The sequence below is a fragment of the Streptosporangium sp. NPDC049046 genome (assembly GCF_040649155.1).
In the GTDB taxonomy this organism is placed as follows: domain Bacteria; phylum Actinomycetota; class Actinomycetes; order Streptosporangiales; family Streptosporangiaceae; genus Streptosporangium.
The window spans coordinates 76,561-98,876 of sequence record NZ_JBEZEZ010000031.1; the positions used below are offsets into that span (position 1 = coordinate 76,561).

The 22,316-nt window shown below is 71.1% G+C and carries 17 protein-coding genes; 6 read left to right on the forward strand and 11 right to left on the reverse strand.

What is annotated here, in order from left to right; genetic code table 11:
- Positions 1-5 precede the first annotated feature (5 nt).
- From AB0B96_RS33315 to AB0B96_RS33350, 8 genes are all read right to left on the reverse strand, one after another.
- On the reverse strand, positions 6-989 hold the full coding sequence (locus AB0B96_RS33315) for a DUF3068 domain-containing protein (protein WP_362905200.1): 984 nt from the start codon (positions 987-989) through the stop codon (positions 6-8).
- Positions 986-5,281, reverse strand: a complete 4,296-nt coding sequence (locus tag AB0B96_RS33320) for an alpha-(1->3)-arabinofuranosyltransferase (RefSeq protein ID WP_362905202.1) — start codon at positions 5,279-5,281, stop codon at positions 986-988. Before AB0B96_RS33320 ends, AB0B96_RS33315 begins: the two co-directional genes overlap by 4 nt.
- A complete protein-coding gene (locus AB0B96_RS33325; RefSeq protein ID WP_362905224.1) occupies positions 5,282-6,496 on the reverse strand; it encodes a glycosyltransferase family 4 protein in 1,215 nt (404 codons plus the stop codon).
- Positions 6,497-6,793: 297 nt separating this feature from the next.
- On the reverse strand, positions 6,794-6,925 hold the full coding sequence (locus AB0B96_RS33330) for a hypothetical protein (RefSeq protein WP_350946543.1): 132 nt from the start codon (positions 6,923-6,925) through the stop codon (positions 6,794-6,796).
- Between the two features lie 139 nt (positions 6,926-7,064).
- Positions 7,065-8,780, reverse strand: a complete 1,716-nt coding sequence (locus tag AB0B96_RS33335; RefSeq protein ID WP_362905204.1) for a hypothetical protein — start codon at positions 8,778-8,780, stop codon at positions 7,065-7,067.
- Complete coding sequence (locus AB0B96_RS33340) at positions 8,780-9,550, reverse strand: FkbM family methyltransferase (protein ID WP_362905206.1); 771 nt, start codon at positions 9,548-9,550, stop codon at positions 8,780-8,782. Before AB0B96_RS33340 ends, AB0B96_RS33335 begins: the two co-directional genes overlap by 1 nt.
- A gap of 191 nt (positions 9,551-9,741) precedes the next feature.
- Positions 9,742-11,967, reverse strand: a complete 2,226-nt coding sequence (locus tag AB0B96_RS33345) for an acyl-CoA dehydrogenase (RefSeq protein ID WP_362905208.1) — start codon at positions 11,965-11,967, stop codon at positions 9,742-9,744.
- A gap of 224 nt (positions 11,968-12,191) precedes the next feature.
- Positions 12,192-13,241 (reverse strand): hypothetical protein, encoded by a 1,050-nt coding sequence (locus AB0B96_RS33350; RefSeq protein WP_362905210.1) that lies wholly within the window; start codon positions 13,239-13,241, stop codon positions 12,192-12,194.
- Between the two features lie 499 nt (positions 13,242-13,740).
- Between AB0B96_RS33350 and AB0B96_RS33355 the strand changes: the two genes are divergently transcribed.
- Entirely contained in the window at positions 13,741-14,853 is a 1,113-nt protein-coding gene (locus tag AB0B96_RS33355; protein ID WP_362905212.1) for a trypsin-like peptidase domain-containing protein, read from the forward strand.
- 239 nt (positions 14,854-15,092) lie between these two features.
- Here AB0B96_RS33355 and AB0B96_RS33360 read toward each other — a convergent pair whose 3' ends face one another.
- On the reverse strand, positions 15,093-16,163 hold the full coding sequence (locus AB0B96_RS33360; RefSeq protein WP_350946537.1) for a polysaccharide deacetylase family protein: 1,071 nt from the start codon (positions 16,161-16,163) through the stop codon (positions 15,093-15,095).
- A 412-nt stretch (positions 16,164-16,575) separates the two neighbouring features.
- Between AB0B96_RS33360 and AB0B96_RS33365 the strand changes: the two genes are divergently transcribed.
- The 3 genes from AB0B96_RS33365 to glpK all read left to right on the forward strand — a co-directional run bounded on the left by AB0B96_RS33365 (position 16,576) and on the right by glpK (position 19,011).
- Positions 16,576-16,725 (forward strand): hypothetical protein, encoded by a 150-nt coding sequence (locus AB0B96_RS33365; RefSeq protein ID WP_362905214.1) that lies wholly within the window; start codon positions 16,576-16,578, stop codon positions 16,723-16,725.
- A gap of 9 nt (positions 16,726-16,734) precedes the next feature.
- Positions 16,735-17,406: an MIP family channel protein gene (locus tag AB0B96_RS33370; RefSeq protein ID WP_362905216.1), complete on the forward strand. Its 672-nt coding sequence runs from the start codon at positions 16,735-16,737 to the stop codon at positions 17,404-17,406.
- 87 nt (positions 17,407-17,493) lie between these two features.
- Positions 17,494-19,011: a glycerol kinase GlpK gene (glpK, locus tag AB0B96_RS33375; protein WP_362905218.1), complete on the forward strand. Its 1,518-nt coding sequence runs from the start codon at positions 17,494-17,496 to the stop codon at positions 19,009-19,011.
- Between the two features lie 160 nt (positions 19,012-19,171).
- Here the strand turns inward: glpK and AB0B96_RS33380 are convergent, their stop codons facing one another.
- Complete coding sequence (locus AB0B96_RS33380; RefSeq protein WP_350946534.1) at positions 19,172-19,540, reverse strand: roadblock/LC7 domain-containing protein; 369 nt, start codon at positions 19,538-19,540, stop codon at positions 19,172-19,174.
- Between the two features lie 283 nt (positions 19,541-19,823).
- A complete protein-coding gene (locus AB0B96_RS33385; RefSeq protein ID WP_362905220.1) occupies positions 19,824-20,735 on the reverse strand; it encodes a DUF4388 domain-containing protein in 912 nt (303 codons plus the stop codon).
- A 478-nt stretch (positions 20,736-21,213) separates the two neighbouring features.
- Here AB0B96_RS33385 and AB0B96_RS33390 point away from each other — a divergent pair, with 478 nt between their 5' ends.
- Complete coding sequence (locus AB0B96_RS33390; RefSeq protein ID WP_362905226.1) at positions 21,214-21,582, forward strand: hypothetical protein; 369 nt, start codon at positions 21,214-21,216, stop codon at positions 21,580-21,582.
- Between the two features lie 90 nt (positions 21,583-21,672).
- A partial coding sequence (locus AB0B96_RS33395) for an IS5 family transposase (RefSeq protein WP_362905222.1) occupies positions 21,673-22,316 on the forward strand: 644 nt, incomplete at its 3' end.

Here is a 22,316-nt window from a genome sequence, read left to right on the forward strand (position 1 = left end):
CGACCTCAGCCATCGGCTGATCGAGGCTCCGGCGCTGCGGCTCCGGCGCCGGGAGCGGGGGCGGGGGCGGCGGAGGCGCGACTCTGCAGGCGCAAACCCGCGAACAGCAGCAGCACGCCGAGCACGGCGCACGACAGCGGGATCACCCGATTGACGAGCATCGCCCAGCGAAGGAACTGCCGCGCCTCCCCCGCGTTCCACCGCTCGTCCCCGGTGCTGGTGCGCATGTCGGCGGCGAGCGCGACCAGCCGTCCCGCGCCGTCGTCGGTGCGCAGGGTCTTGACCAGGTTCTCCCTGATCCCGATCACCATCCCGCTCTCCGGTTCCACCCAGAAGGTACGGGTTCCTTCGAGGTAGGCGTTGACGGGGAACGTCTCCCTGCCGCCCAGCCCGAGGACCGTCCCCGGCAGTTCCATCGCCCGCTGGACGAGCCGCTCGTTGACCAGACGCTGCGCGTAGCGGTTGACCCGGACGCCGTACAGGGTCTCGATCCCCTCGAAGCGGGCGGCCACCGGACGCCGGACGAGCGGGTCGTAGACCTGGTAGGCGACCGGCCCGGCTCCGAAGGGCCAGCGGAACACCAGCCCGCGCGGGGCGGGGTTGCCGTTCTCGTCGACGTAGTTCTCGCAGCAGTTGACCGCCTGCCCCGTACGGCGGTCGAACGCGGCCCGCCGCTCGTGGTAGTCGATGCGCCGCCCGTCGCGGGTGGCGAGGGAGACGAACTCCGTCCACACCGCGACGTCCGGCGTGGACCTGACCGTGTCCCCGTATCTGGCCACGGCCGTCTCCAGCGGGACGCCCCGGTGCGTGCGCAGGGTGGCGGTGTCGAAGTAGGAGCCGGACTCGGTGGTCAGCTTGGTGATCCGGTCCTGCTCCGCGGGCAGTACCAGGCCGCTGGGATAGATGTAGAGGCGCACCAGCGCGGCCAGCGTGATCAGGAAGGCACCGGCGACCAGGACGAGCACACCGCGCGGTCTCCGGCCGATCATCGTCGCTCCACGGGTTGGAGGGGATCGTCCTTCTCCCACGCCCGTAGCCAACGGCGGGGCGACCTCGACACGCGCGCCGCGGCGAACAACAGGCCCACGGCGACCAGGGAGAGATACTGCGCTCCCGCCGCTCCCGCCGCTCCGCCGTAGCCGAGCGCGAGACCGGCCGCGCCGAGCGCCGCCACCACCGGGAACGGCGTGAACAGCACCCGGCCGATCCTGTACAGCCGACCGCCCGCGCTGTGCTCGGCCCCCGCGATGCCTCGCAGCCACAGGGCGAGTGCCGCCACCAGACCGGCCAGGGCGGCACCGGCCCACCCCTCGGCCACCAGGCCCAGCACGAGGGCCGGCGGCCACAGCCAGGCCGCCCGCAGCACCGCGGGCGGCGACGCGGGAAGCTCGCGGAGCGGGCGGCGGGGGCGGACCAGGGCGAGCGCGACGACCAGCGCGACCAGCACCCATCCCACGACCAGCGACATCCGATACAGGCCGTCGGGGGCGTACGTCATCACCACGGTCCCGCTCCCGGGGGGCAGCAGCCACGCCTGCCGCCACCCGTCCAGCCTCGCCGGTTCCAGCACGCGTCCGTCGAACGACGCCTGCCAGCCCTTGTTGAAGTTCTCGCCGAGCGCCAGGTAGGAGGGCTCCGTCGTGGAGACCCTCACCCGGCGCTCCCCCGCCTCCCAGCTCTCCACGGTCGCGGGCCGCAGGATCACCTCCGGCGCCGCGACGTTCCCGGCGCTCCCCGCGTTCCCGGTGCTCTCGGTGCTCCCGGCACCGCTTCTGTTCGGGCTTTTTGGGCTCTTCGGGCTCTCTGCGGCATTCTTGGCGTCGTTCGCGGCACCGTCGCCGCTCCCCTCACCTTCCGCGTCGGCGGCGCGCAGGACCATCGAGTCCACCCGGAAGCCCTGGAGCGCGGCGGCGCGCACCCGCAGCGTGCCGTCCCGCGTCTCCACCGCCTCACAGGCCCGGTAGCCGACCGGACGGCCGTTGAGCAGGTCGCCCAGGGTCCCGCTGTGGATCTCGGTGGGCGTCGCGACCCCGTTCACGGTGAGCGTCGGGCCGAGCCCGCAGGGCATCCTCACCGGCTGCGTGTCCGGGGTGGGCAGCGGCTCGACCCCCGGGATCGCCACCCCGAGCACCTCCATCCGCCAGGAGCCGAGGGCGGCGAAGGTGAGCTTCACCCGGCTCGCCCTCATCGGCGCGAAGTGGATCCACCCGTCCTTCGAGGCCCAGGCGTACCGGACGCCGTCGTCGGTCGTGACGGTGACCCGGACCGGCGGAGCGCCCAGCCTGGTGTCGGGGAAGTCGACGCGCAGCCGGGACAGGTTCACCTCCCTGCCCAGCTCGAAGGAGAGCGAGGGCTCCAGGTCCTTGTCCCCGGCGTACCAGATGGTCCTGCGGTCGTCGTCGAAGGCCGCGTAGGCGCCGGTGGCCGGGATGTCGCTCGCGGTGGAGGAGGCGGTGACGCGGGGGAAGCTCCCCTCCGGCATCAGCACGGTCTCGGCCACCCGCCGGTCGGTGAGCACGGCCCTGCCCTCCAGCGTCTGCCTTCCCTCGGCGACGGGGACCAACCTGTCGAAGGCGTAACCGTCCTCGCCCACGAAGCGCAGCCTGTCCGCGCAGGTCCAGGCGTAGGAGCCGAGCATGCAGCCGGGGGCGGTGTCCGTCCGGCTGGTCACGACCGTCTGCCCGGGCGAAGCGGGGTCGGCCGAGGAGGCGGACGAGGAGACAGGCGGCACCACGAGCGTGCGCTCCGCGCGGACCCCGGGAATGGACAGCTCGGTGATGCCGACCCGGGGGTTGGGGTCACGCAGGACGCCGGTGACCCGGATCCGGATCCGGGACGTCTCGCCCTGCGGAACGTTCAGCCGCTCCCACAGCGAGGTGAGGCCGAGCCGGGTGCGCACCCTGCCGGTGTCGGTCTCGACCATGACCTCGGAGACCGTCACCGTCTCCTCCGAGCGTTCGAAGACCGCCTGGATGAAGGGCACCGAGGTCGGTTTGGCGAGCTGTACCTCCAGCCACTGCTCGGTGGCGGGCTTCCAGCCGGTGGAGCGCCAGCCGGTGCGCAGGTCGAAGTCCACCGCCGCGTACGGCTGCTGCCCGCTGTCGCGGGTTCCCGGGGTCACCCCGAGCCCGGACTGCGAGGAGGAGGCGGTCACCCCCTTGATCCCGATGAAGGCCGCGACGGTGCCGGGATCGGACCAGCCGGGGTCGGTGAGGTCGTAGGCGGGCCCGTACCCCTTGTAGGGCTCGTCCGGCGTCATCGTCTCGCCGTACGGCCTGCGCAGGTCGCTCACCACCAGCTCGCGCCGCCGCATGGTGTCGGTGAGCACCGTGTCGGCGGCGGGGATCGCGTCCGCTCCGGGGTCGTCGCCGAGGATCACCGGCCGGTCGTCTTCGAGGACCCCCTCCTCGGCCATGGTGAGCAGTGCCTCGGGACCGCCGGAGACCCGCAGCGGCCGCTGCGCCGCGACCGTGCCGACGACGGGACGCGCCCCGGTGACCTCGTAGATCTCCAGGGACGCGTACGGCTGGTCGAGCCAGCTCGCGCCGGTCTGGGAGTCCTCGAAGCCGACCGTGGGCCCGAAGCCGCGCACCCGGGTCAGGCCGGGAGAGCGGTCCAGCGCCTCGTGCACCCGGGCGGGCCACGCGTCACCGAAGGCGACCCTGTCGAGGTCGTTTCGGATCAGCAGGTAGCGCACCCCCATCCGGCGCAGCGTCCGGGTGAGCCCTTCCGATCCCTGCCCGTTGGCGAAGCGGTCGTCGATCGCCTTGACGAGCCGGTTGGAGCCGGCCGTGCCCCACGGCACGATCGTGTTGCTCACCCAGCGGGCCTTCCTCAGCAGCGGCTGGAACGGCTCGTCGAGCGGACGCCCCCAGGTGTACTCGCCTCGCCGGGCTCCGGGCAGGACCAGCACGGTGCCCTCCTCGGCCCGGTCGTCCAGCCAGGAGGCCGCCTGCCGCCAGTGCTCGGGGACGTCGGCGAAGGCGCCGCTCGGGGCGATGCCCGCGGTGGCGACGGGGACGAGGGTGAGCCCGACCAGCCCGGCCCCCACCACCACGGCGGGGAGGCGGACGGCGGGCCTGCGCGCTCCCACGTAGGAGACGAACGCGGCGAGTCCGAGCACCAGCGGCAGCCGTACGAGCGCGTTGAACTTGTGCAGGTTGCGGAACGGCGCGAGCGGGCCGTCCAGCAGCGCCCTGAGGGGTTCGGCGAGCGGCCCGGCGTGGCCCGCGACGAGGACGGCGACACCCACGAGCGCGGTCAGGATCAGGAAGGTCCGCTCGGGCGTGCGCGCGAGGGTGAGCCCGGCCAGTCCCAGCCCGGCGACGAGCGCGGTGACCAGCACGAGCCAGGGCACGGTGGCGTGCTCGTAGGCGGCGGGCAGGAAGGGGCGTCCGTCCACCGGCAGGAAGGCGACCCAGCTGTTCATGCCGCGCAGCACGTTGGTGAGCGAGCCCACGACCGTGGTCGTCCACGCGTTCTCGGTGAAGGGCATGAAGGAGAAGACGTAGCGGCCGAGCATCACCAGCGGGACGAGCCACCAGAACGACACGGCGGCGATCGCGGCGAGCCACCAGGCGATGAGCCGCCGCTTGCGCGGGCCGCGCGCCCGGGTGAGCAGGTAGATCATCGGTACCACGAGCACGGCCAGTTCGGCGGCGGCGTTGATGCCGCCCGCGAACAGGAACACGAGCGCCGACAGGCAGGCGGCCCTGCGCGGGCTCGTCTCCCCCTGCGCGCCCCTGACGAGGAAGAGCAGCACCCAGGGCAGGACGGCGCTGGGGGCGAACTCCACGGAGTTGAAGCCCATGAGCGCCTGCGCGTGCGGGGCGAGCGCGTAGGCGAGACCGGCCAGCACCCCGGCGAGCTGCCCGCCGATCCGCAGCGCCCTGGCCAGCTGGGCGACGCCGACGAAGGCGACGCACAGGATCAGCGTCACCCAGAGCCGCTGCACCACCCACGGGGGCATGCCCGCGTTGATCAGCAGGGTGTAGAAGGGACCCATCGGGAAGATGTAGCCGTACGCCTGGTTCTGCAGGTGTCCCAGGTAGTCCTGGTCCCACATGCTCAGCGCCTGGGAGAGGAAGCCGATCGGGTTGATCGGCATGTCCAGCTTCGTCTCGGCGATGAGCATGCCCGGCGCCATGTGGAAGGCGACGGCGGCGAGGAAGAGGCACCCGGCGAGCAGCCTGAGCCTGCGGCGAAGCCCGGTGTCGGAGGCTCCGAACTCGGAGGGAGGTGCGGAAAGGCGGGTGATCCACGCCTCGGGGATCACCGTCACTTATGGCGGGTCGGTCTCACCCGCGGCGAGACAGAGATCGGATACATGAAGGTGGCGGCCGTTTTTAGATAGTTCTGTGGTGATTAGTCCGGTCATCGTAGCGCCCGTTCTCCCCCAGGTGAATTCGGCCGCCCAGAGCCTGCACGCCTGCTGGATCTCCTCGCGCCTGGCCGGGTCCGACAGTTCCCGCAGCGCGCGGTCCACCACGTCGGCGAGCACCTCCCCCTCTCCGACCAGCCAGCCCGTGACACCGTCACGCACCGAGTCGCGCAGTCCCGCGACGTCGTAGGCGACGGTCGGGACGCCGAGCGCGGCGGCCTCGATGACGGTCAGCCCCCAGCCCTCGAACTCCGAGGCGGTGACGTTGACCCGCGCCGCCCCCAGGATCGCGTTCTTGGCGGCCTCGGACAGGAAGCCGTGCAGGTGGACCCGGTCTTCGAGGCCGCGGCGGGCGGCGTGTGCCGTGAGCCGCTCCTGTTCGCAGCCGCGTCCGATGACGTGCACGTGGATGCCCGGCCACGCCCCTTCGAGGTCTCCCGCGAGGTCCACCACCCGTTCGACGCGCTTGTGGCCCACGAGCCTGCCGAGGTAGACCACCGAGGGGTCCCCCGCCACGCCCTCGCCGCTCGCGACCAGGCGCGCCACCGGGCTGCCGTTCGGGATGATCTGGATCGGCGCGAGCCAGCCGAGCCGCTCGCGCAACTCCTTCCTGGAGGACTCGGAGACCGTGACGGTCGCGCGGCGCCGGTAGACCAGCCGGGCCACCGGCCCCTCGATGAAGCAGCCGATACGGGCCAGCCAGCGCGGGAAGAAGGCGTAGAACTGGCGGTCGTGCACGTGGTGCACCAGGGAGATGACGACCGTGCGCCGTCCGGTGACCAGGGGGGCGAAGAAGGGGATGCCGTTCATGCAGTCGATGACGACGTCGAAGCGCCGGCGCCGCAGCAGCATCCAGAGCGGGACCAGCAGATAGACCAGGAACGGGTTGCCCATCCGCCGCAGCGCGATGCCGTCGCGTTCCTCGGCCGAGGACTGCCCCGCCTCCTTGGAGGTGACGAAGGTGACCGACGCCCCCTGCCCCACCAGGTGGCGGCTCACCTGCCAGGCGTACTCCTCGGCGCCCCCCGCCACCGACTGCAGCGGCTCACGGAAGTTCAGGACGGCGACGCGCACCCCGCGCAGCAACGGCCGCTGCCGCGCCGTCGCGGCCACCAGGCCCGCGGGGGACGGGCCCGACGCCCGGCGGGTCGCCCTGGCGCCCTGTCCGGCCACGACCACTCCTATCTCCGAATTCTCCGAGCGCTCCGTGCCCCCGTACGCTCCGCACTCTCCGGACGAGGTGTCACTTTATGGGGTGAATGTCGCTGTCCGGCATGCGAGAACGACGGCACCGAGGGTTTTCGCGCATGCGGCGGCCAGGCCCTGTCTCGTCGACGTGATCCGGAGCGGGTCTCCGCCCCCGAGGGCCGGATGCTCAGGTGAGCGCCAGGACCGATCCGCGGCCTTCGCGCGTCACCTGTTGCCGTAGTTGTAGAGCGGCCTGTTGGGCGGCTCGGGGGTCGGTGCCGCGACGTTCACGACGGCCACCGAGGCTCCGACCGCCAGCACTGCCCCTACCGCCAGAGCGGCAATCACTCGCAACACCCGAGTTCTCCCTCCAACGCGCGGTCGTGCGGTCTGCCTGACAGTAGAACCTGATACAGGTACTCAGCTAGTCAATCGCCGAAAGTGTGTGGAAAATGCTACCAGCTGGTAAATCTCGGTGTATTCGCGTCCCAGAGGATCAGAGGCGGTACAGCACGAGCTCCTGACCAGCGAATATCAGCCGCGCGCCGGGCAGTCTGGAACGAAACAAGTTCTCGCTCGACCTTTGGACCAGCACGTGGCTGATCCCCTCAGCGGCCAGCGGCCCGGTCAGCGGGCCGGACCCCGCGAGGATCGCGCCGACCCTGCGCGCCCTCGGATCCTCGCCCGCGAGGACGAGCGTACGACCGTCTCCCAGCCCGACCGGCAGACCGTCGTTCCAGACGACCTCGCGCCGGAAGGACTTGACGGCGGGGTCGAGCACCACCCGGCCCCCGTTCCAGCCGAACACCCGGTAGGCCCCCCACGGCAGCGTCAGCAGCGCCCCCGGCGCGGGATCCGCGTCCACGACGCTCCGCACCCCGGACCAGTCCGGGTGGTAGTCGACCGCGACCAGCCTGCCGAACGCCCCCAACGCGAAGGTGGGCAGCACCAGCAGGGGCAGCACGAGCATGCCGGGACGGATCACCGGAGACAGGCGCGCGGTCACCGCGGCCAGGCCGACCGCCTGCAGCAAGGCGAAGGGGGCGAGATAGAGCTGCCCGTCGCGGAGCGGCCCGAAGCCGGGCCACAGCCCGACCAGCGCCTCCACCGCCCCCGGCAGGAAGGCCCCGGCACACGCCACCGTCAGCCCCGCCACCGAGGCGACCGTCAGCCCACCCCAGTACGCGGGCCGCCCGCTGTCCCGCCCGCCTCCAGCCGTACCCCGTCCGCTCTTCGCGACCGGCCCGCCCCCGGCCACGTGGCCCGCCGACGGCCACCCCCGCGTGAGGAGGGCGTACCCGGTCACCGCCGCCACGGCCACCGCGAGCCGGACGAGGGCCGACCACCAGGTCTCCTGTCCCGGTACGGCCGCTCCGGAGTTCCACACGCCGCCGAGGGTGAGCAGGCTGCCGAGGGTGCCCAAAGGCCCGTCCGCCCGTGGTGCGAAGGCCCGGACCCCGGCCGGATCGGTGACGGCGGAGCTGCCCAGCGCCGGGACCAGCCACGGCAGGCTCAGCACGGCGACGGCGAGCAGCGCTCGCGGCGCCCGGCGGCCCGCCACCGGCACGACCGACATCGCCGAGACGAGCATCGCCTGGAAACCCCCGATCGCCGCGGGGATCAGCGCGAGGACCGTCCTGCACATCCCCCCTCGGGTGACCGCGCGTACCGCCCACGGCAGGCCCGCGTACCCGAGCAGCAGCGCCCACTGGCCGAGCAGCAACCGCTGGGCGAGGTAGACGTTCCAGGCGTAGAAGACCGCGGCGACCAGCCGGGCGACCCGGCGCTCCCCCGGCACCAGGGCCGCGGCGCCCGTCGCGGCGAGCACGAAGATCCCCAACAGGATCGCCTTCTGCACGATCTGGCCGGGAAGGACCGAGGAGAGCAGGGCCACCACGAGGTCGCTCGGCACGGCACGGGGGAAACCGCCGCTCCGCGCCGGGATCGGCGGGTCGGGCACGAACACCATGTCGTAGCGGAGCACGAAACCGGAGCCGAGCGCGGGCCAGAGCGCGAGCACCCCGAGGGCGAGCCCTACCAGGGCCGGGACCAGGGACGACGCGAAGGCGTGCCCCGCCGCCGGGTGCGGGACGGGGGTGCGGGGGGCGAGCGCGCGGGAGGTGAGGGCTCGGGGGGTGAGCGCGCGGAGGGCGGAGACGCGGGAGGCGATGGCACCGAGGGCGCCGAGGGCGGACACGCGGGGAGCGCGCACTACGAGACGGTGGGACGGAACAGCACCATGTTCACGTACTCACCGCCGGGCCTGACGAGACGGGAGACGAAGCTCCGCTCCACCTCGGCGACCGCCGCCGCCTGGTGGGCGGCCAGGTCGAAGCCGTCCAGCGGAACCCAGGTGCCGCCGGTGAGGACGGAGCCGGTGTAGCCCCACTCCGCGAGCTGGTCGACGACCAGGCCGATGTCCTGGTGTCTGGTCTCCAGCTCGACCAGCAGGACGGGCCGGTCCCGGTGGACGGTCCGCGCGGCGCCGCGCAGCGCGGCGAGTTCGTGACCCTCCACATCGACCTTGATGAAACGGACGTCCTTCAGGTCCAGCTCGTCGATGGTGACGGTCGGGATGTCCACCGGCACCCCCTCCCCCTCGCCGTGGACGAGCGAGGCCGTGGCCTCCGCTCCCCGCCCGCCGCCGGGTATCCACAGCCGCGCCGTGCCCGAGCTGTCCGAGGCACCCGCCGCGATCACCCGGACGTCGGGAAAGGTCCGCCCGAGCATGGCGGCCAGGCGGGGGTTCGCCTCGATCGAGACGACGTCGCAGCCGAGCCGCCGAAGCCTCGCGGTCCACGGCCCGTACCAGACGCCCACGTCGACGGCGGTGCCGCCGCGTGGCACGAACTCCTCGGCACGGGCCAGTTCGGCGTCCAGCCGGGGGTAGACCCGGCGGATCAGGGCGCCGAACCAGCGCAGCGGGATCGCGCCGGCCACGGCGCTCCGGACGACCACACCTGGCCGGAACCGCATCGACATGCGCGAAGCCTAACCGAAGGGGTCAAACCCGACCTGTACTGAAATAACCGGCCTTGACCTGCGGCGCCCGCCCGCAGGATCACGGGCGGGCGAGAACGCGCCTTCCTTACGCTCACGACGGGAGGCGGGTCACTCCCCGGGCGCGGGCACTCGGGACGAACCGAGCACGTCCCCTCACCACGGCAAACGGCTCACTTCCCCGGCTCGGGGTCGCGGGGCAGGCCGAGCATGCGTTCGGCGATGATGTTGAGCTGCACCTCCGTGGTACCGCCGTAGATCGTCATGGCCCGGGTGGAGAGGACCGCGCGGTTCCAGTAGCCCGCGTCGCCGAGCTTCATGTCGGCGGCGACGACGGCCGAGGAACCGAGCAACGAGACCGCGCACTCCGAGACGTGCTGGGCGTGCGAGGTGGACAGGAACTTGCGGACCGATGCGTCGGCGCCGGGCTCCTGGCCGGTCAGCTGCTTCAGGGTCACCCGCAGTCCGAGCGCGGCGATCGAGTGGCCCTCGCAGACCACGCGGGCCAGTTCCTGGCGCTCGGCGGGGGCCAGCTCCCTGCCGAGGCGCCCGGTCAGGCCGAGCAGGTCGGGGACGGAGGAGCCGGTGCCGCCGGAACCGGAGGAGAGCGAGACCCGCTCGTTGGACAGCGTGTTCCTCGCGACCTTCCAGCCCTGCCCGACCTCGCCGACGACGAGCTCGTCGGGGACGAACACGTCGTCGAGGAAGACCTCGTTGAACAGGTTCTCCCCCGTCATCTCGGTGAGCGGCCTGACCGTGACGCCGGCCCCCTTCATGTCGACCAGGAAGTAGGTGATGCCCTCGTGCTTGGACCCCTCGGAGGAGTTGCGGGCGATGCAGATGCCCCACTCGGCGAAGTGCGCCACCGAGGTCCAGATCTTCTGACCGTTGAGCCGCCAGCCGCCCTCGACCTTCTCGGCCTTCATCTGCACGTTCGCCAGGTCGGAGCCCGCACCGGGCTCGGAGAAGAGCTGACACCAGATCATCTCGCCGCTCAGCGTGGGCGGCAGGAAGCGCTCCTGCTGCTCGGGGGTGCCGTATGTGACGATCGAGGGCACCACCCAGGCACCGATGATCATCTGGGGCAGCCTGACCTTCGCGGCCTTGAGCTCCTGGAAGATGAGGACCTGCTCCAGCGGCTTGGCGTCGCGTCCCCAGGGCCTGGCCAGGTGCGGCATGACGTATCCGGCGCTCGCCAGTGCCCGCTTCTGCTCCTGGCCCTCCAGCGCGGCGATCCCGGCGATCTCGGTCCGGATGCTCTCGCGCAGCTCGGCGGCCTCGTCGGGCAGCTCGATCTCCAGCTCCCGGCTCACGCCGTTCAGTGCCAGCTCCGCGACCTTCTCCGCCCACTCCCCCGAGGAGCCGAGCAGGGCGCGCAGGGTGAGCGCGCGCCGGTAGTACAGGTGGGCGTCGTGCTCGTAGGTGTAACCGATGCCGCCGAAGATCTGGATGGCGTCCTTGGCGCAGAGCACGGCCGCGTCGGGGGCGACCACACCGGCGATCGCGGCGGCGTACGCCCGTTCGTCGGCCGACACCTCGGTGCCGCCCTTCACCTCGGCGGCACGGACGGCGTCCCACACGGTCGCGCGGGCCTGCTCCAGGGCGACGAGCATCCGGGACGCCTTGTGCTTGACCCCCTGGAACTGCCCGATCGGGCGGCCGAACTGCACGCGCACCTTGGCGTACTCGGCGGCGGCGGTCACGCACCACGACGCGACGCCCGCGGCCTCCGCGCCGAACAGGATCGCGGCCAGATCCAGGACCTGCGAGCCCCGCAGCCGGTCGAGGATCCGCCCCGCCGGTACGGTGACCGCGTCCAGCTCGACCTTGGCCACCCCCCGGGTGAGGTCGAGCGACCTGACCGGGGTGACGGTCGCCGCGGAGGCGTCCACCGCGACCCACTCCTCGCCTCGGTCGGTGCTCACCGGGAGCACCAGGACGTCGGCCGACGCGCCGCCCAGGACCGGCTCGGCGACGCCGCCGATCGTGAGGGTGCCGTCCTTCGCGCGGGTGCCGGTGATGGAGGCGCCCAGCGCGACCGCACCGGTCAGCGTGCCGTCGGCGAGACCGGGCAGGAGCTCGGCCTGCGCCTTGCCGTCGGAGGCGAGGATCACGGCGCCGGCCAGCACCGTGGGGACGTACGGGCCTGGGGCGACGCGCTCGCCGAGGGCCTCGACGGCGACGACGGTCTCCAGCAGGCCGTAACCGCTGCCGCCGTGCTCCTCGGGGATGTGCAGGCCGAGCAGGCCCTGGTCGGCCAGTCCTGCCCAGAAACCGGGGCGTTCCTCACCCTCCGCCGCGACGGCGGCGCGCACGGTCCCGGACGGGATGTTGCGCTCCGCCCACCTGGTCACCGACTCCCGGAGCGCCTCGTGCTCCTCACTCAATCCGATCGCCATGACAGCCTCCAGACAGGATTCAATGCCAGAACCATATTCTAGAAGGTACTTCCATCACAACGCGCGAGATCACCTTCCGGGCACGCGATCTCGCGCCGTGGACAACCGGAGAGAATCCCGCACGCCGAGGCTCCCGACCCCCGACCCGCCGCGTGGAGGACACCCGTTCTGTGCCCGCCCGTCGGCCTCCCCCGTGAGCCGGGGCCGGACGGACGCGGAAGAGGTCAGAGGGCGCGGACGCTCGCCATCAGCGGAGCGATGTCGGCCCAGAGCCGCTTGCGCCCGTCGGGCACGGTCACGAAGAGCATCGAGGGCTTGCGACGGCCGACGTCGATCACGGCGAGCGCCGCCTGCGAGGTGCGCTTCTTGCCGTTGACCTCATAGGTGACCCTGTAGGCGAGCAGCCATCCCTTGCCTCCGGCGGGCCGCTGCGAGGCGGTCCAGACGACCTTGCTCCCCGCGGGGTGGTGGCCGCGGATCGTCCACCTCACCGCGTTCAGCGCCGCCCTGCGGTAGTCGGCGTCGCTCTTGAGCGCCTTGGCCGGGGTGGCGCCGGGCAGTGGCCCCGAGGCGATGACCGTGCGCGGCAGACGGGTCGCGCCGACCTGCTGGCCGACCGAGAACGACGGCACGGCCTTGCTCTCCCACGGCGTTCCCAGGCTGGCGTAGGTGAGCGCGGACCTCGTGTCGGTCACCGCGCCCAGCACCGTACTCGGCGTGCCCGGCAGGACCTGCAGGGCGGTCGCGCCCGGCAGGGCCGGCAGTGTGATCGGCGAGACGGTGGGCGAGGGCTTCGCGGCGGGCATCACGGCCCTGCCGACCCCCGCCGGGTCCTTGGGCTGGTCACCGGAGAACAGGACGAAGATCAGGGCCACGATGACACCGGTGAGGACGGCGGCACCCAGGCTGTAGGCCAACCGGATCGGGATGTCGCCGATCCGCATCAGCAGGCCGCCGGACCTCTTGGTCCCACCCCGCGCCTGCGGCCCGCTCTGCGCCTCCGGCCGGTCCTGCCCGCCGGACTCCGCGAACACGCCGGGCCGCCGCGCCGCGCCGGGCCATCCGGCCGCCGCGCCCTGCCCGTCGCTCTGTCCACCGTCCTGCCCGCTGCCGAGCCGGTCGCCCTGCCCCGCCGCGCTTCGCCCTCCGGCCGCACCCGCCAGTGCCCCTCCACCCGTCCGGCCGGGCATGCCGGTCCGATCAGGGCGCCAGAGCCCTGCGGAGCCGCCTACCTGCCTGACCGGGATCGTGCCGAGACCGCCTGACTCACGCACCTGGTCGGCGTCCTTCTCAGGCTCGTCCCGCCCGTCACCCGACGCCGTACCCGGCGAGGATGGAGGGTGAGGGAACGATCCAGGAGGCCCGGAGACCAGAACGGTCTCCTCGCCGTCGCCGATGGGAAACCGCCGGGGCACCCGAGGGCTGATGATCGAGCCGTCTTCGGCGGGTATGGCGGGTATGGGAGCCGTGGGCGCCTCGTATGAGGGGATGTATCTCTCATGAGAGCGCCCGGAGGAATTGCCGCCGACGTCCGCCATACGCGCCAGGTTATGTCACCCCGGAAAGATTCGACGCATCGTCGTTTATTACGCTTCGGCTACGGGAGGCACATCCGCCCAGGTGACCGCCTTTTCCGCCGCATGAACAGAATGTCACTCCGCTGGTCCCGGCATGGGGTGCGCGAGAGGTCGACGCGCTCACGATCGGGCGAGCTCCGCCGCGACAACCCTCACAAGGCGTATCTTCCTCTCTGAGCTGGGCAAATACCCTTGCATGGGGGGATCAAAGACAGGCGTCGCGCTACTGGCCGCCGCCGTGACACTCGCGGGCTGCGGCCAGGGCCCGGAACTGCGAACATCCGGGATGGCCGGCTCACCCGGCGCCCCCACACCCGGCGCGCCGGCGAGCACCTCCGCCGAGGCATCCCCGCCGGGCTCTCCCGCGCCCACGTACGTCCCGGACGCCCTGGAGACCGCGTACGAGCGGACGATCGCCAAGGTGCTGCCGTCCATCGTGCAGATCACCACCGACAACGGCCTCGGCTCGGGGATCGTCTACGACGACGCCGGGCACATCATCACCAACGCCCACGTGGTCGGGAGCTCCAAGCGTTTCGAGGTCACGCTCGCCAGCGGCGGCGCCCCGCGTACGGCGAGGCTGATCGACTCCTTCGAGCTGGGCGACCTGGCCGTGATCAAGGTGGAGGACCCGGCCGGGCTGAGGCCCGCCGTCTTCGGCGACTCCTCCAGGCTGCGCGTCGGTGAGATCGTGATGGCGATGGGCAACCCGCTGGGCCTGTCGGGCAGCGTCACCGACGGGATCGTCTCGGCGCTGGGCCGCACGATCACCGAACCCGGGGGCGAGGGCTCGCCGGGCGCGACGATCACCGGGGCCATCCAGACATCCGCCCCCATCAATCCGGGCAACAGCGGCGGCGCCCTGGTCAACCTCAGGGGCGAGGTCGTCGGCGTGCCGACCCTGACCGCCGTCAACCCCGAACTCGGCAACGCCCAGGCCCCCGGCATCGGCTTCGCGATCCCGGCCAACACCGCCAAGGACGTCGCCACGCAGATCATCAGGGACGGCAAGGTCACCAACACCCGCAGGGCCGCGCTCGGCGTCGTCGTACAGACCGTGATCGACATGAACGGGGAGCCCGCGGGCGTCAGCGTCGTACGGGTACAGAGGAACAGCGGCGCGGAGAGGGCGGGCCTCAAGGCCGGAGATCTGATCGTCTCGGTCAACGGCACCCCCACCCCGTCGACCCAGGAGCTGGCGACGGTCCTCGCGCAGCTCAGGCCCGGCGACGACGCGAAGGTGGAGACCCTGCACCCCAACGGCTCGACGACCACCGTGACGGTTCCCCTCGAAGAACTCCCCGGCTGATCCCGGTGCCCCGCGGGAAACCTCGGGGCACGCTCGGGTCCTGCTCGGCCACCTCGGGACACGCCCGGATCCTGCTCGGCCACCTCGGGGCGCATCGAAGAGACATCGACCGTCCGGCCGAGGATCGGTAGGCCAGGACCGATCCTCGGCAGGTTCAGATCAGTTCGGGATGATTCAGGTCAATCCGGGCTGACTAAAACCGTTTCCGGTCAGGCCGTTTCCGGTCAGGCCGGGCCGGGTCAGTAGGGCAGGACACGGTCGGTGAAGGACTTGGCCACGAAGGGGGCCTTGAACTTGGGGAAGGCGACCGTCTTCACGTCGCCGTCGGAGGTGTAGCGTTCGTCGGCGTTCGCCTTCAGCCAGTCGAGCCAGGCCACGGAGCAGAACTTCGCGCAGTCGCCCTTCTTGTCCATCGAGCGGATGCGCGGGATGCCGAGCGGGTCGAACTTCTTGTTGAACGGTGACATCGCCGGGGTGTAACCGGCCAGGAAGACGCCGCCGTAGTCGTAGGAGACGTCGCCCGAGGAGCCCTTGCGTCCCCACTCCTTGCCGTCGGGCTGGTTGCCGTACGGCAGGGCGAGCGTGACCGGCGGCACCTTGATCAGGTCGGTGATGAGCCGGTGGCCCGCCGCCACCTCCGTGTTCACCTCCTTCTTCGGCTTGCCCCTCAGGTTGAGATGGTCGCGGGTGTGGTTGCCGATGTCGAAGCCCTTCTCGGCGAGCCAGAGGAGCATCTGCGCCCCCTCCTCGGGCGTCGCCTTGCCGAACATGTCGCGCGTCACATAGAACGTTCCAACCCCTCGGAAGCCCGGGTGTGCCTTGGCGACCTCCTGGAGGATCGCGACGGCGGTGTTCGGCTTGGGCAGGCCCATCCCGTCCAGATCGAACTGCGAGGGCGAGGAGTCGTCGAAGGTGAGGACGACGGGGTGCTTGCCCGCCGGGATGTCGATGCGCCCGGTGACGAACTCGGCCGCGGTGATCGCGACGTAGTCCTCCTTGGCGAGCCGCTCCAACTCGGTACGGAACTGCTTGGGGGTGCGATCGTCCTGGGTGGAGGGTTTGTCGACGATCCGGTGATACATGAGGACGGGCACCTGCCCGAGCTCGTTGGCCTTGACCTTGGCGGCGGCCTCCGTCTTGGCCTTGAGGAGGTTGGCCTGCGAGGCCGCGGCAGCCGACGCCTTCGCCGCAGCCGCCACCCTGGCCTTCTGTTCGTCATTCTCATCCGGCCCCGTCGATCCGCATCCGGCCAGCACGGCTCCCGTCGCGACGACGGCCACACCGGCCCTGCACATTCTGAGACGGCCCATCGAATTCCTCCAAGCGCACTGAAGATACGCTTCTCATCCCCCTCTGACCTGCGAGTTGACCTCCGCACCCGGCAAAGGTTCCCGCCCGAGCGGCTCTTGGCTGCGCCGGGAGGGCGCCTGGAGACACCGGACGGCACTGGGCGGCACGGGGCGGCACGGGGCGGCCCGGGGCGGCCCGGGGCGGCCCGGGGCGGCCCGGAGAAGAGGACGTCCTCACGCGGAATCCCGGAAGGGGACGGGATTCTTACTCGACGGTTACATCGCAGGTAGGGACATAAGGGCATGTTTCGGTGGCGTTGCCAATTACTTAGATTGTTGACCAAAAATCAACAATCTCGTCACGAAATCGTTGACCGCCCTGGAATTCGTGCCTACCGTCCGAGCATCCGGAGCGGCGCCGTGAGGGGGAAATATGGCAGAACGCCTGAAAAACCGGGGTCTTCTTGGCGAGATGGCAGCCGAGTTCGTGGGCACCATGATCCTTATCCTGTTCGGGGTGGGGGTGGTGGCCCAGGTCGCGGCGGCCGAGATCGGCGACCACGACAGCATCGCGTGGGCATGAGGACTCGGAGTGACCCTGGGCGTCTACGTCGCGGCACGCACCAGCGGAGCCCACCTCAACCCGGCCGTCACCGTCGCCCTCGCCGCCTTCAAGGGCTTCTCCTGGCGCAAGGTCCTGCCCTACGCCCTGGCACAGACCACGGGCGCGTTCGTGGCGGCGCTCATCGTCCGCTTCAACTACAGCGAGGTGCTGCAGAAGGCCGACCCGGGGCTCACGATCAAGACCCAGGGCGTCTTCTCGACCCTGCCGGGCAACGGGACCCTGCCCATCGGCACCTGGGGCGCCTTCCGCGACCAGGTGATCGGCACCGCGATCCTGCTCCTGCTCATCCTCGCCGTCTCCGACGCGCGCAACTCGGCGCCGATGGCCAACCTCGCCCCCTTCGTGATCGGCCTGATCGTCGTGGCCATCGGCATGGCCTGGGGCACCAACGCGGGGTACGCCATCAACCCCGCCCGCGACTTCGGGCCCCGGCTTGCCTCGTACCTCACCGGGTATGAGACCGCCTGGCAGGATCAGTACGGCCAACTCTACTTCTGGGTGCCGATCGTGGCGCCGGTGATCGGAGGGCTGATCGGGGCGTTCCTGTACCAGGTCCTGATCTCCAGGTTCCTTCCTTCCGAGGAGGCCGAGCCCGAGGTGGGACGGATGCCGTCCGACGAGAAAGCCGACACCGCCTGAACAGGAGCGGGACGACGACCACGGCCGAGAACCGTTACGGGGAGAGCGGCAGATCTCCCGGAGAGTCTCACAGAGGAGGCACCATCCATGCCTGACTTCGTCGGAGCCATCGACCAGGGAACGACGAGCACCCGCTTCATGATCTTCGATCACGGCGGTAACGAGATAGGGCGCCACCAGCTCGAACACGAGCAGATCCTGCCGCGGGCCGGGTGGGTCGAGCACAACCCCACGGAGATCTGGGAGCGCACGAGGGCGGTGATCGAGACCGCGATGAACAGGGCGGGACTCTCCGCCTCCGACCTCGCCGCGCTCGGCGTCACCAACCAGCGCGAGACCGCGGTGGTCTGGAACCGCAGAACCGGGCGCCCGTACCACAACGCGATCGTCTGGCAGGACACCCGTACCGACCGGATCGCCTCGGCCCTGGACCGCGACGGCAGGGGCGACGTCATCCGTCACAAGGCGGGCCTGCCCCCGGCGACGTACTTCTCCGGCGGCAAGGTCCAGTGGATCCTGGAGAACGTCCAGGGGGTGCGCGAGGCGGCCGAGGCCGGGGACGCGATCTTCGGCAACACCGACTCGTGGCTGCTGTGGAACCTGACCGGCGGCCCCGACGGCGGCGTGCACGTCACCGACCCGACGAACGCCAGCCGCACGATGCTGATGGACCTGGAGACCCTCGACTGGGACGACGAGCTGCTGTCGTTCTTCGGCATCCCCCGCCGGATGCTGCCGGCCATCGCCCCCTCCTCCCACCCCGGCCTGTACGGCACCACCCTGGCGAGAGGCCCGCTGGGAGGCGAGGTCCCGCTCTCCGGCGACCTCGGCGACCAGCAGGCCGCCACCGTCGGACAGGTCTGCTTCGGCGTCGGCGAGGCCAAGAACACCTACGGGACCGGCAACTTCCTGCTGCTCAACACCGGCACCGAGCTGGTGCGATCCCAGAACGGCCTGCTCACCACCGTCTGCTACCGCTTCGGCGAGGAGCCTCCGGTGTACGCGCTCGAGGGCTCCATCGCGGTGACCGGCTCCGCGGTGCAGTGGCTGCGCGACCAGCTCGGCATCATCTCGGGGGCGTCGCAGAGCGAGGCGCTCGCCCGGCAGGTCGAGGACAACGGCGGCGTCTACTTCGTCCCCGCCTTCTCCGGCCTCTTCGCCCCGTACTGGCGATCCGACGCCCGGGGCGCCATCGTCGGCCTGTCGCGCTTCAACAACAACGCCCACCTCGCGCGGGCCACCCTGGAGTCCATCTGCTACCAGAGCCGCGACGTGGTCGAGGCGATGCGACAGGACTCAGGGGTCGCCCTCGACGTTCTGCGCGTCGACGGCGGCGTCACCGCCAACGACCTGTGCATGCAGATCCAGGCCGACATACTCGGCGTGCCCGTCTCCCGGCCCGTCGTGGCGGAGACGACGGCCCTGGGTGCCGCGTACGCGGCGGGACTCGCCGTCGGCTTCTGGAAGTCGACCGACGAGCTCAAGCAGAACTGGCAGGAGGGCCGCCGCTGGGAGCCCCAGTGGTCGGACGAGCAGCGGGCCGACGGCTACGCGCACTGGAAGAAGGCGGTCGAGCGCACCCTCGACTGGGTCGACGTGTCCTGAACGACCGGATCCCGGTCGCGGGTACGACTCCGCTCGCCGACGGGATCCCGGTCGCGGGTGCGACCTGCTTCCCGGACGAGAGACCCGGTCGCGGGTGCGCCTCCGGCGGTGAGCGGGATCCCGGTCGCGGGTGGAGTCCTGGTGGCGGGTGGAGTCCTGGTCAGGTGGCGACGAGGAGCGCGCCCAGCCGCTCGACCGTGGGCCGGGACTCCACGTGCAACCGGGAGACGTCCAATCCCTCGTCGGCGAGCACGACGAGCAGCGCCTCCTGACGCACGGCGTAGACGACGATGTACCCGCTGCGGCAGCGGGTCACCACCTCACGAAGCTCCCCCATGCCCACTTCGTAGCCCGTCCGCTTGCCCAGGCCGAGCGTGGCGGCGGCCAGCGCCGCCAGCACCTCCGGCCTCGGCCCCTCGCTGTCGGCCGCGACGAGCAGCCCGTCCACGGACGCGACGGCCGTCTCCATCACGCCGGCCACCTGATCGCGCAGGATCTTCAGCTCGGCGAGCACCGCTTGCCTGGTCATCGTGTTCCTTTCAACGTGGAGCGCCCCGCCTTCAGGCGTGGGAAGAAAACGCGGCAAGACACCGCACGGGTTGTCAGCATGTGCGTGCGGTGGCGACGACCAAGCCGCCGCACGTATGACCCGCACCACCCTCGCCGCCGGGCCAGCAGAGAGGGAAAACGCCTGTGGAGCCGAGGTAAGACCTCAAAGGGGAGAGTTTTCCTCCTGGCGGGCAAACGGCGATGAAGCAGGAAACCCGACCCGTGAGGGTCGGAGTCCCCTGGCTTCGACCGTGGGAAGGAGGTCAATCGCCCTCCGGTTCCCAGGAAGGCGGAAGCGAGGGCAGGGACCGCAGGGCGAGGAGGGGCTGGGAGGGGATCGGCCCTCCCCCTGCGGCGGCCAGTATCTCGTTGACCTTGCTGGTGCCCGGATGGCGGCGCGGCAGCCCGGGAGCCGGACTCTCGTCCGGATCCTCCGCCGCGGGCTCGGGAGCGGGCGTCACCTCTCCCGCCGGGGAACCGCCGAGGTCGAGCACCCCTTCCTCGACCATCCTCGCGATCTCGCTCATCACCGCGAACAGGCCCTTGCCCAGGACGAAGGCGATGTCCCGCGGCGTCCGGCGCCCGTTCGCCCGGTCCAGGACGGCGCGGCGGATGCGGTCGGCGCCGAGCAGCGTGGGAACGGAGACGGCCGGGGGCACGGGCCTGACGCGCATGGACAGGCCCAGCCGTCGCCAGGTCTCCACGTATCCCATGCGGCGCGCGGTCTCCCGTGCCAGCCGTTCGTGCCCGATCCCCGGCAGGACGGGCAGCAGCGGCCGGCGGTCGCCGGAGCCCACCGGTTCGGCGGCGCACGACTCGACGCCGTACAGGACCATGGCGAACACCGCGTCGAAGAGCGCGGCCAGGCACACCGCCTCCAGACCCGCCTCGCCGATGACGCCGCGCTCGGCGAGTTCGGCGGCGAGCCGGTCGGCGGGGGCACCGGTCGTGTACGCGTCGGTCCAGTCCTTCTCCGACACCCTGCCCGAGCGCAGCAGCAGCGATTCGGGGCCGGGGGCCGCCGGGGTCGTGGCGGCCACCACGAGGCCGTCCCGCACCCACAGCGCTCCTCCCGGGCCTCCTTCGACGCGGAGCACGCCGGAGAACCGCTCGCGGGAGAGTTGCTGCAGGCATCTTCCGATCTCGCCCAGGATCTCCGGCTCCCCGGCGGTCACGCCGTCATCCCGTTCGGGGAAGGGGAGCGGCCGGCCGCTCCACGAGACGGCATCGGCTGGATGGCGGCCGACGACGGCACAGGGTCACCTCTGGTTCTGCTCGCTGAGGGTGAGTCGTTCACGTACGGAATGTGGGCCGGTCTTCACCACCGGATGTCTCCCTCGGCTCTTTCACGGGCGCTCGGACGGGAGACGACGCGGCCCCGGCGCCCGTGCACTCCGGACGAGCCGGGAGACGCCCGGACGCGGCACGACACCCCTGACTCCGTGGGACGGCACAGGCCATGCCCCTACCACGAACTCCGGATATCTCCCCTAATGAGCTGTTCATCCGCTACTAGACCATATTGCACTTCACTAACGGTAGTAGTTAAGTGTACTTTACGTATCGACAGCCACAAACTGCCCCATCTGTATGTCCGATAAGTCCCCTCCTCGGCGAGGCGCCGGGGGGGCGGTCGCTCGCCCGGGAAAGAAGATCATGAACATCGAAACCGCCCTCAAGGAGACCATGGCGATCGACGGCGCGGTCGGCGCGGCGCTGGTCGACTACGAAAGCGGCATGTCTCTCGGCACGATCGGTGGAGGCCGCGACCTCGATCTGGAAGTCGCCGCCGCGGGCAACACCGAGGTCGTCCGGGCCAAGGTGCGGACCATGGCCGCGCTGAACATCAACGACTCCGTCGAGGACATTCTCATCACGCTGGCCAGGCAGTATCACATCATCAGGCTGCTGTCCGACAGTGCCGGCCACACCTTCCTCTACCTGGTGCTCGACCGCGACCGCTCCAACCTCGCCCTGGCCAGGCACCACCTCAGGCGCATCGAGTCCGCGCTCACCATCTAGGGCGTGTTTTAGAAGTGGACGCTGTCCGTTGCCCCGCACCGTAATGATCTCGGTGTGGGGCGAGGGGATCTTTCTGATGAGCAGTGGGCGGTGCTGGAGCCGTTGCTGCCGGTCGCGGTGCTGGGCAGGCCGGTGGTGGACCGGCGCAGGCTGATAGACGGGATCCGCTGGCGGGTGCGGACCGGTGCTCCGTGGAGGGATCTGCCGCCGGAGTATGGGCCCTGGCAGACGGTCTATGGTCTGTTTCGCCGCTGGCAGCGCGATGGCACGTGGCCAAGGCTGCTGACCGGGCTGCAGGCCCGGGCGGATGCGGCAGGGCTGATCACATGGGAGGTCAACGTCGACTCCACGATCTGCCGGGCCCATCAGCACGCAGCGGGCGCCCGTCGCGATGGATCGGCCCAGAAGGAGCCGCCGGGCGGAATCGGTGTCGAGCCCGCCGACCACGGCCTGGGCCGGTCCCGGGGTGGTTTCACCACCAAGATTCACCTGGCCTGCGAGCAAGGCCAGCGGCCGCTGTCTTTACTGGTCACCGCTGGACAGCGCGGCGACAGCCCACAGTTCACGGCTGTCTTGGAAGGCATTTGGGTCCCTCGTATCGGGCCGGGGCGTCCCCGAGTCCGTCCGCTGCGGGTGCGGGGCGATAAGGCGTACTCCTCTCGCGCCAACCGGTCCTACCTGCGCAGCAGGGCAATCCGGAGCACGATCCCCGAGCCGGCCGATCAGGCCGGGAA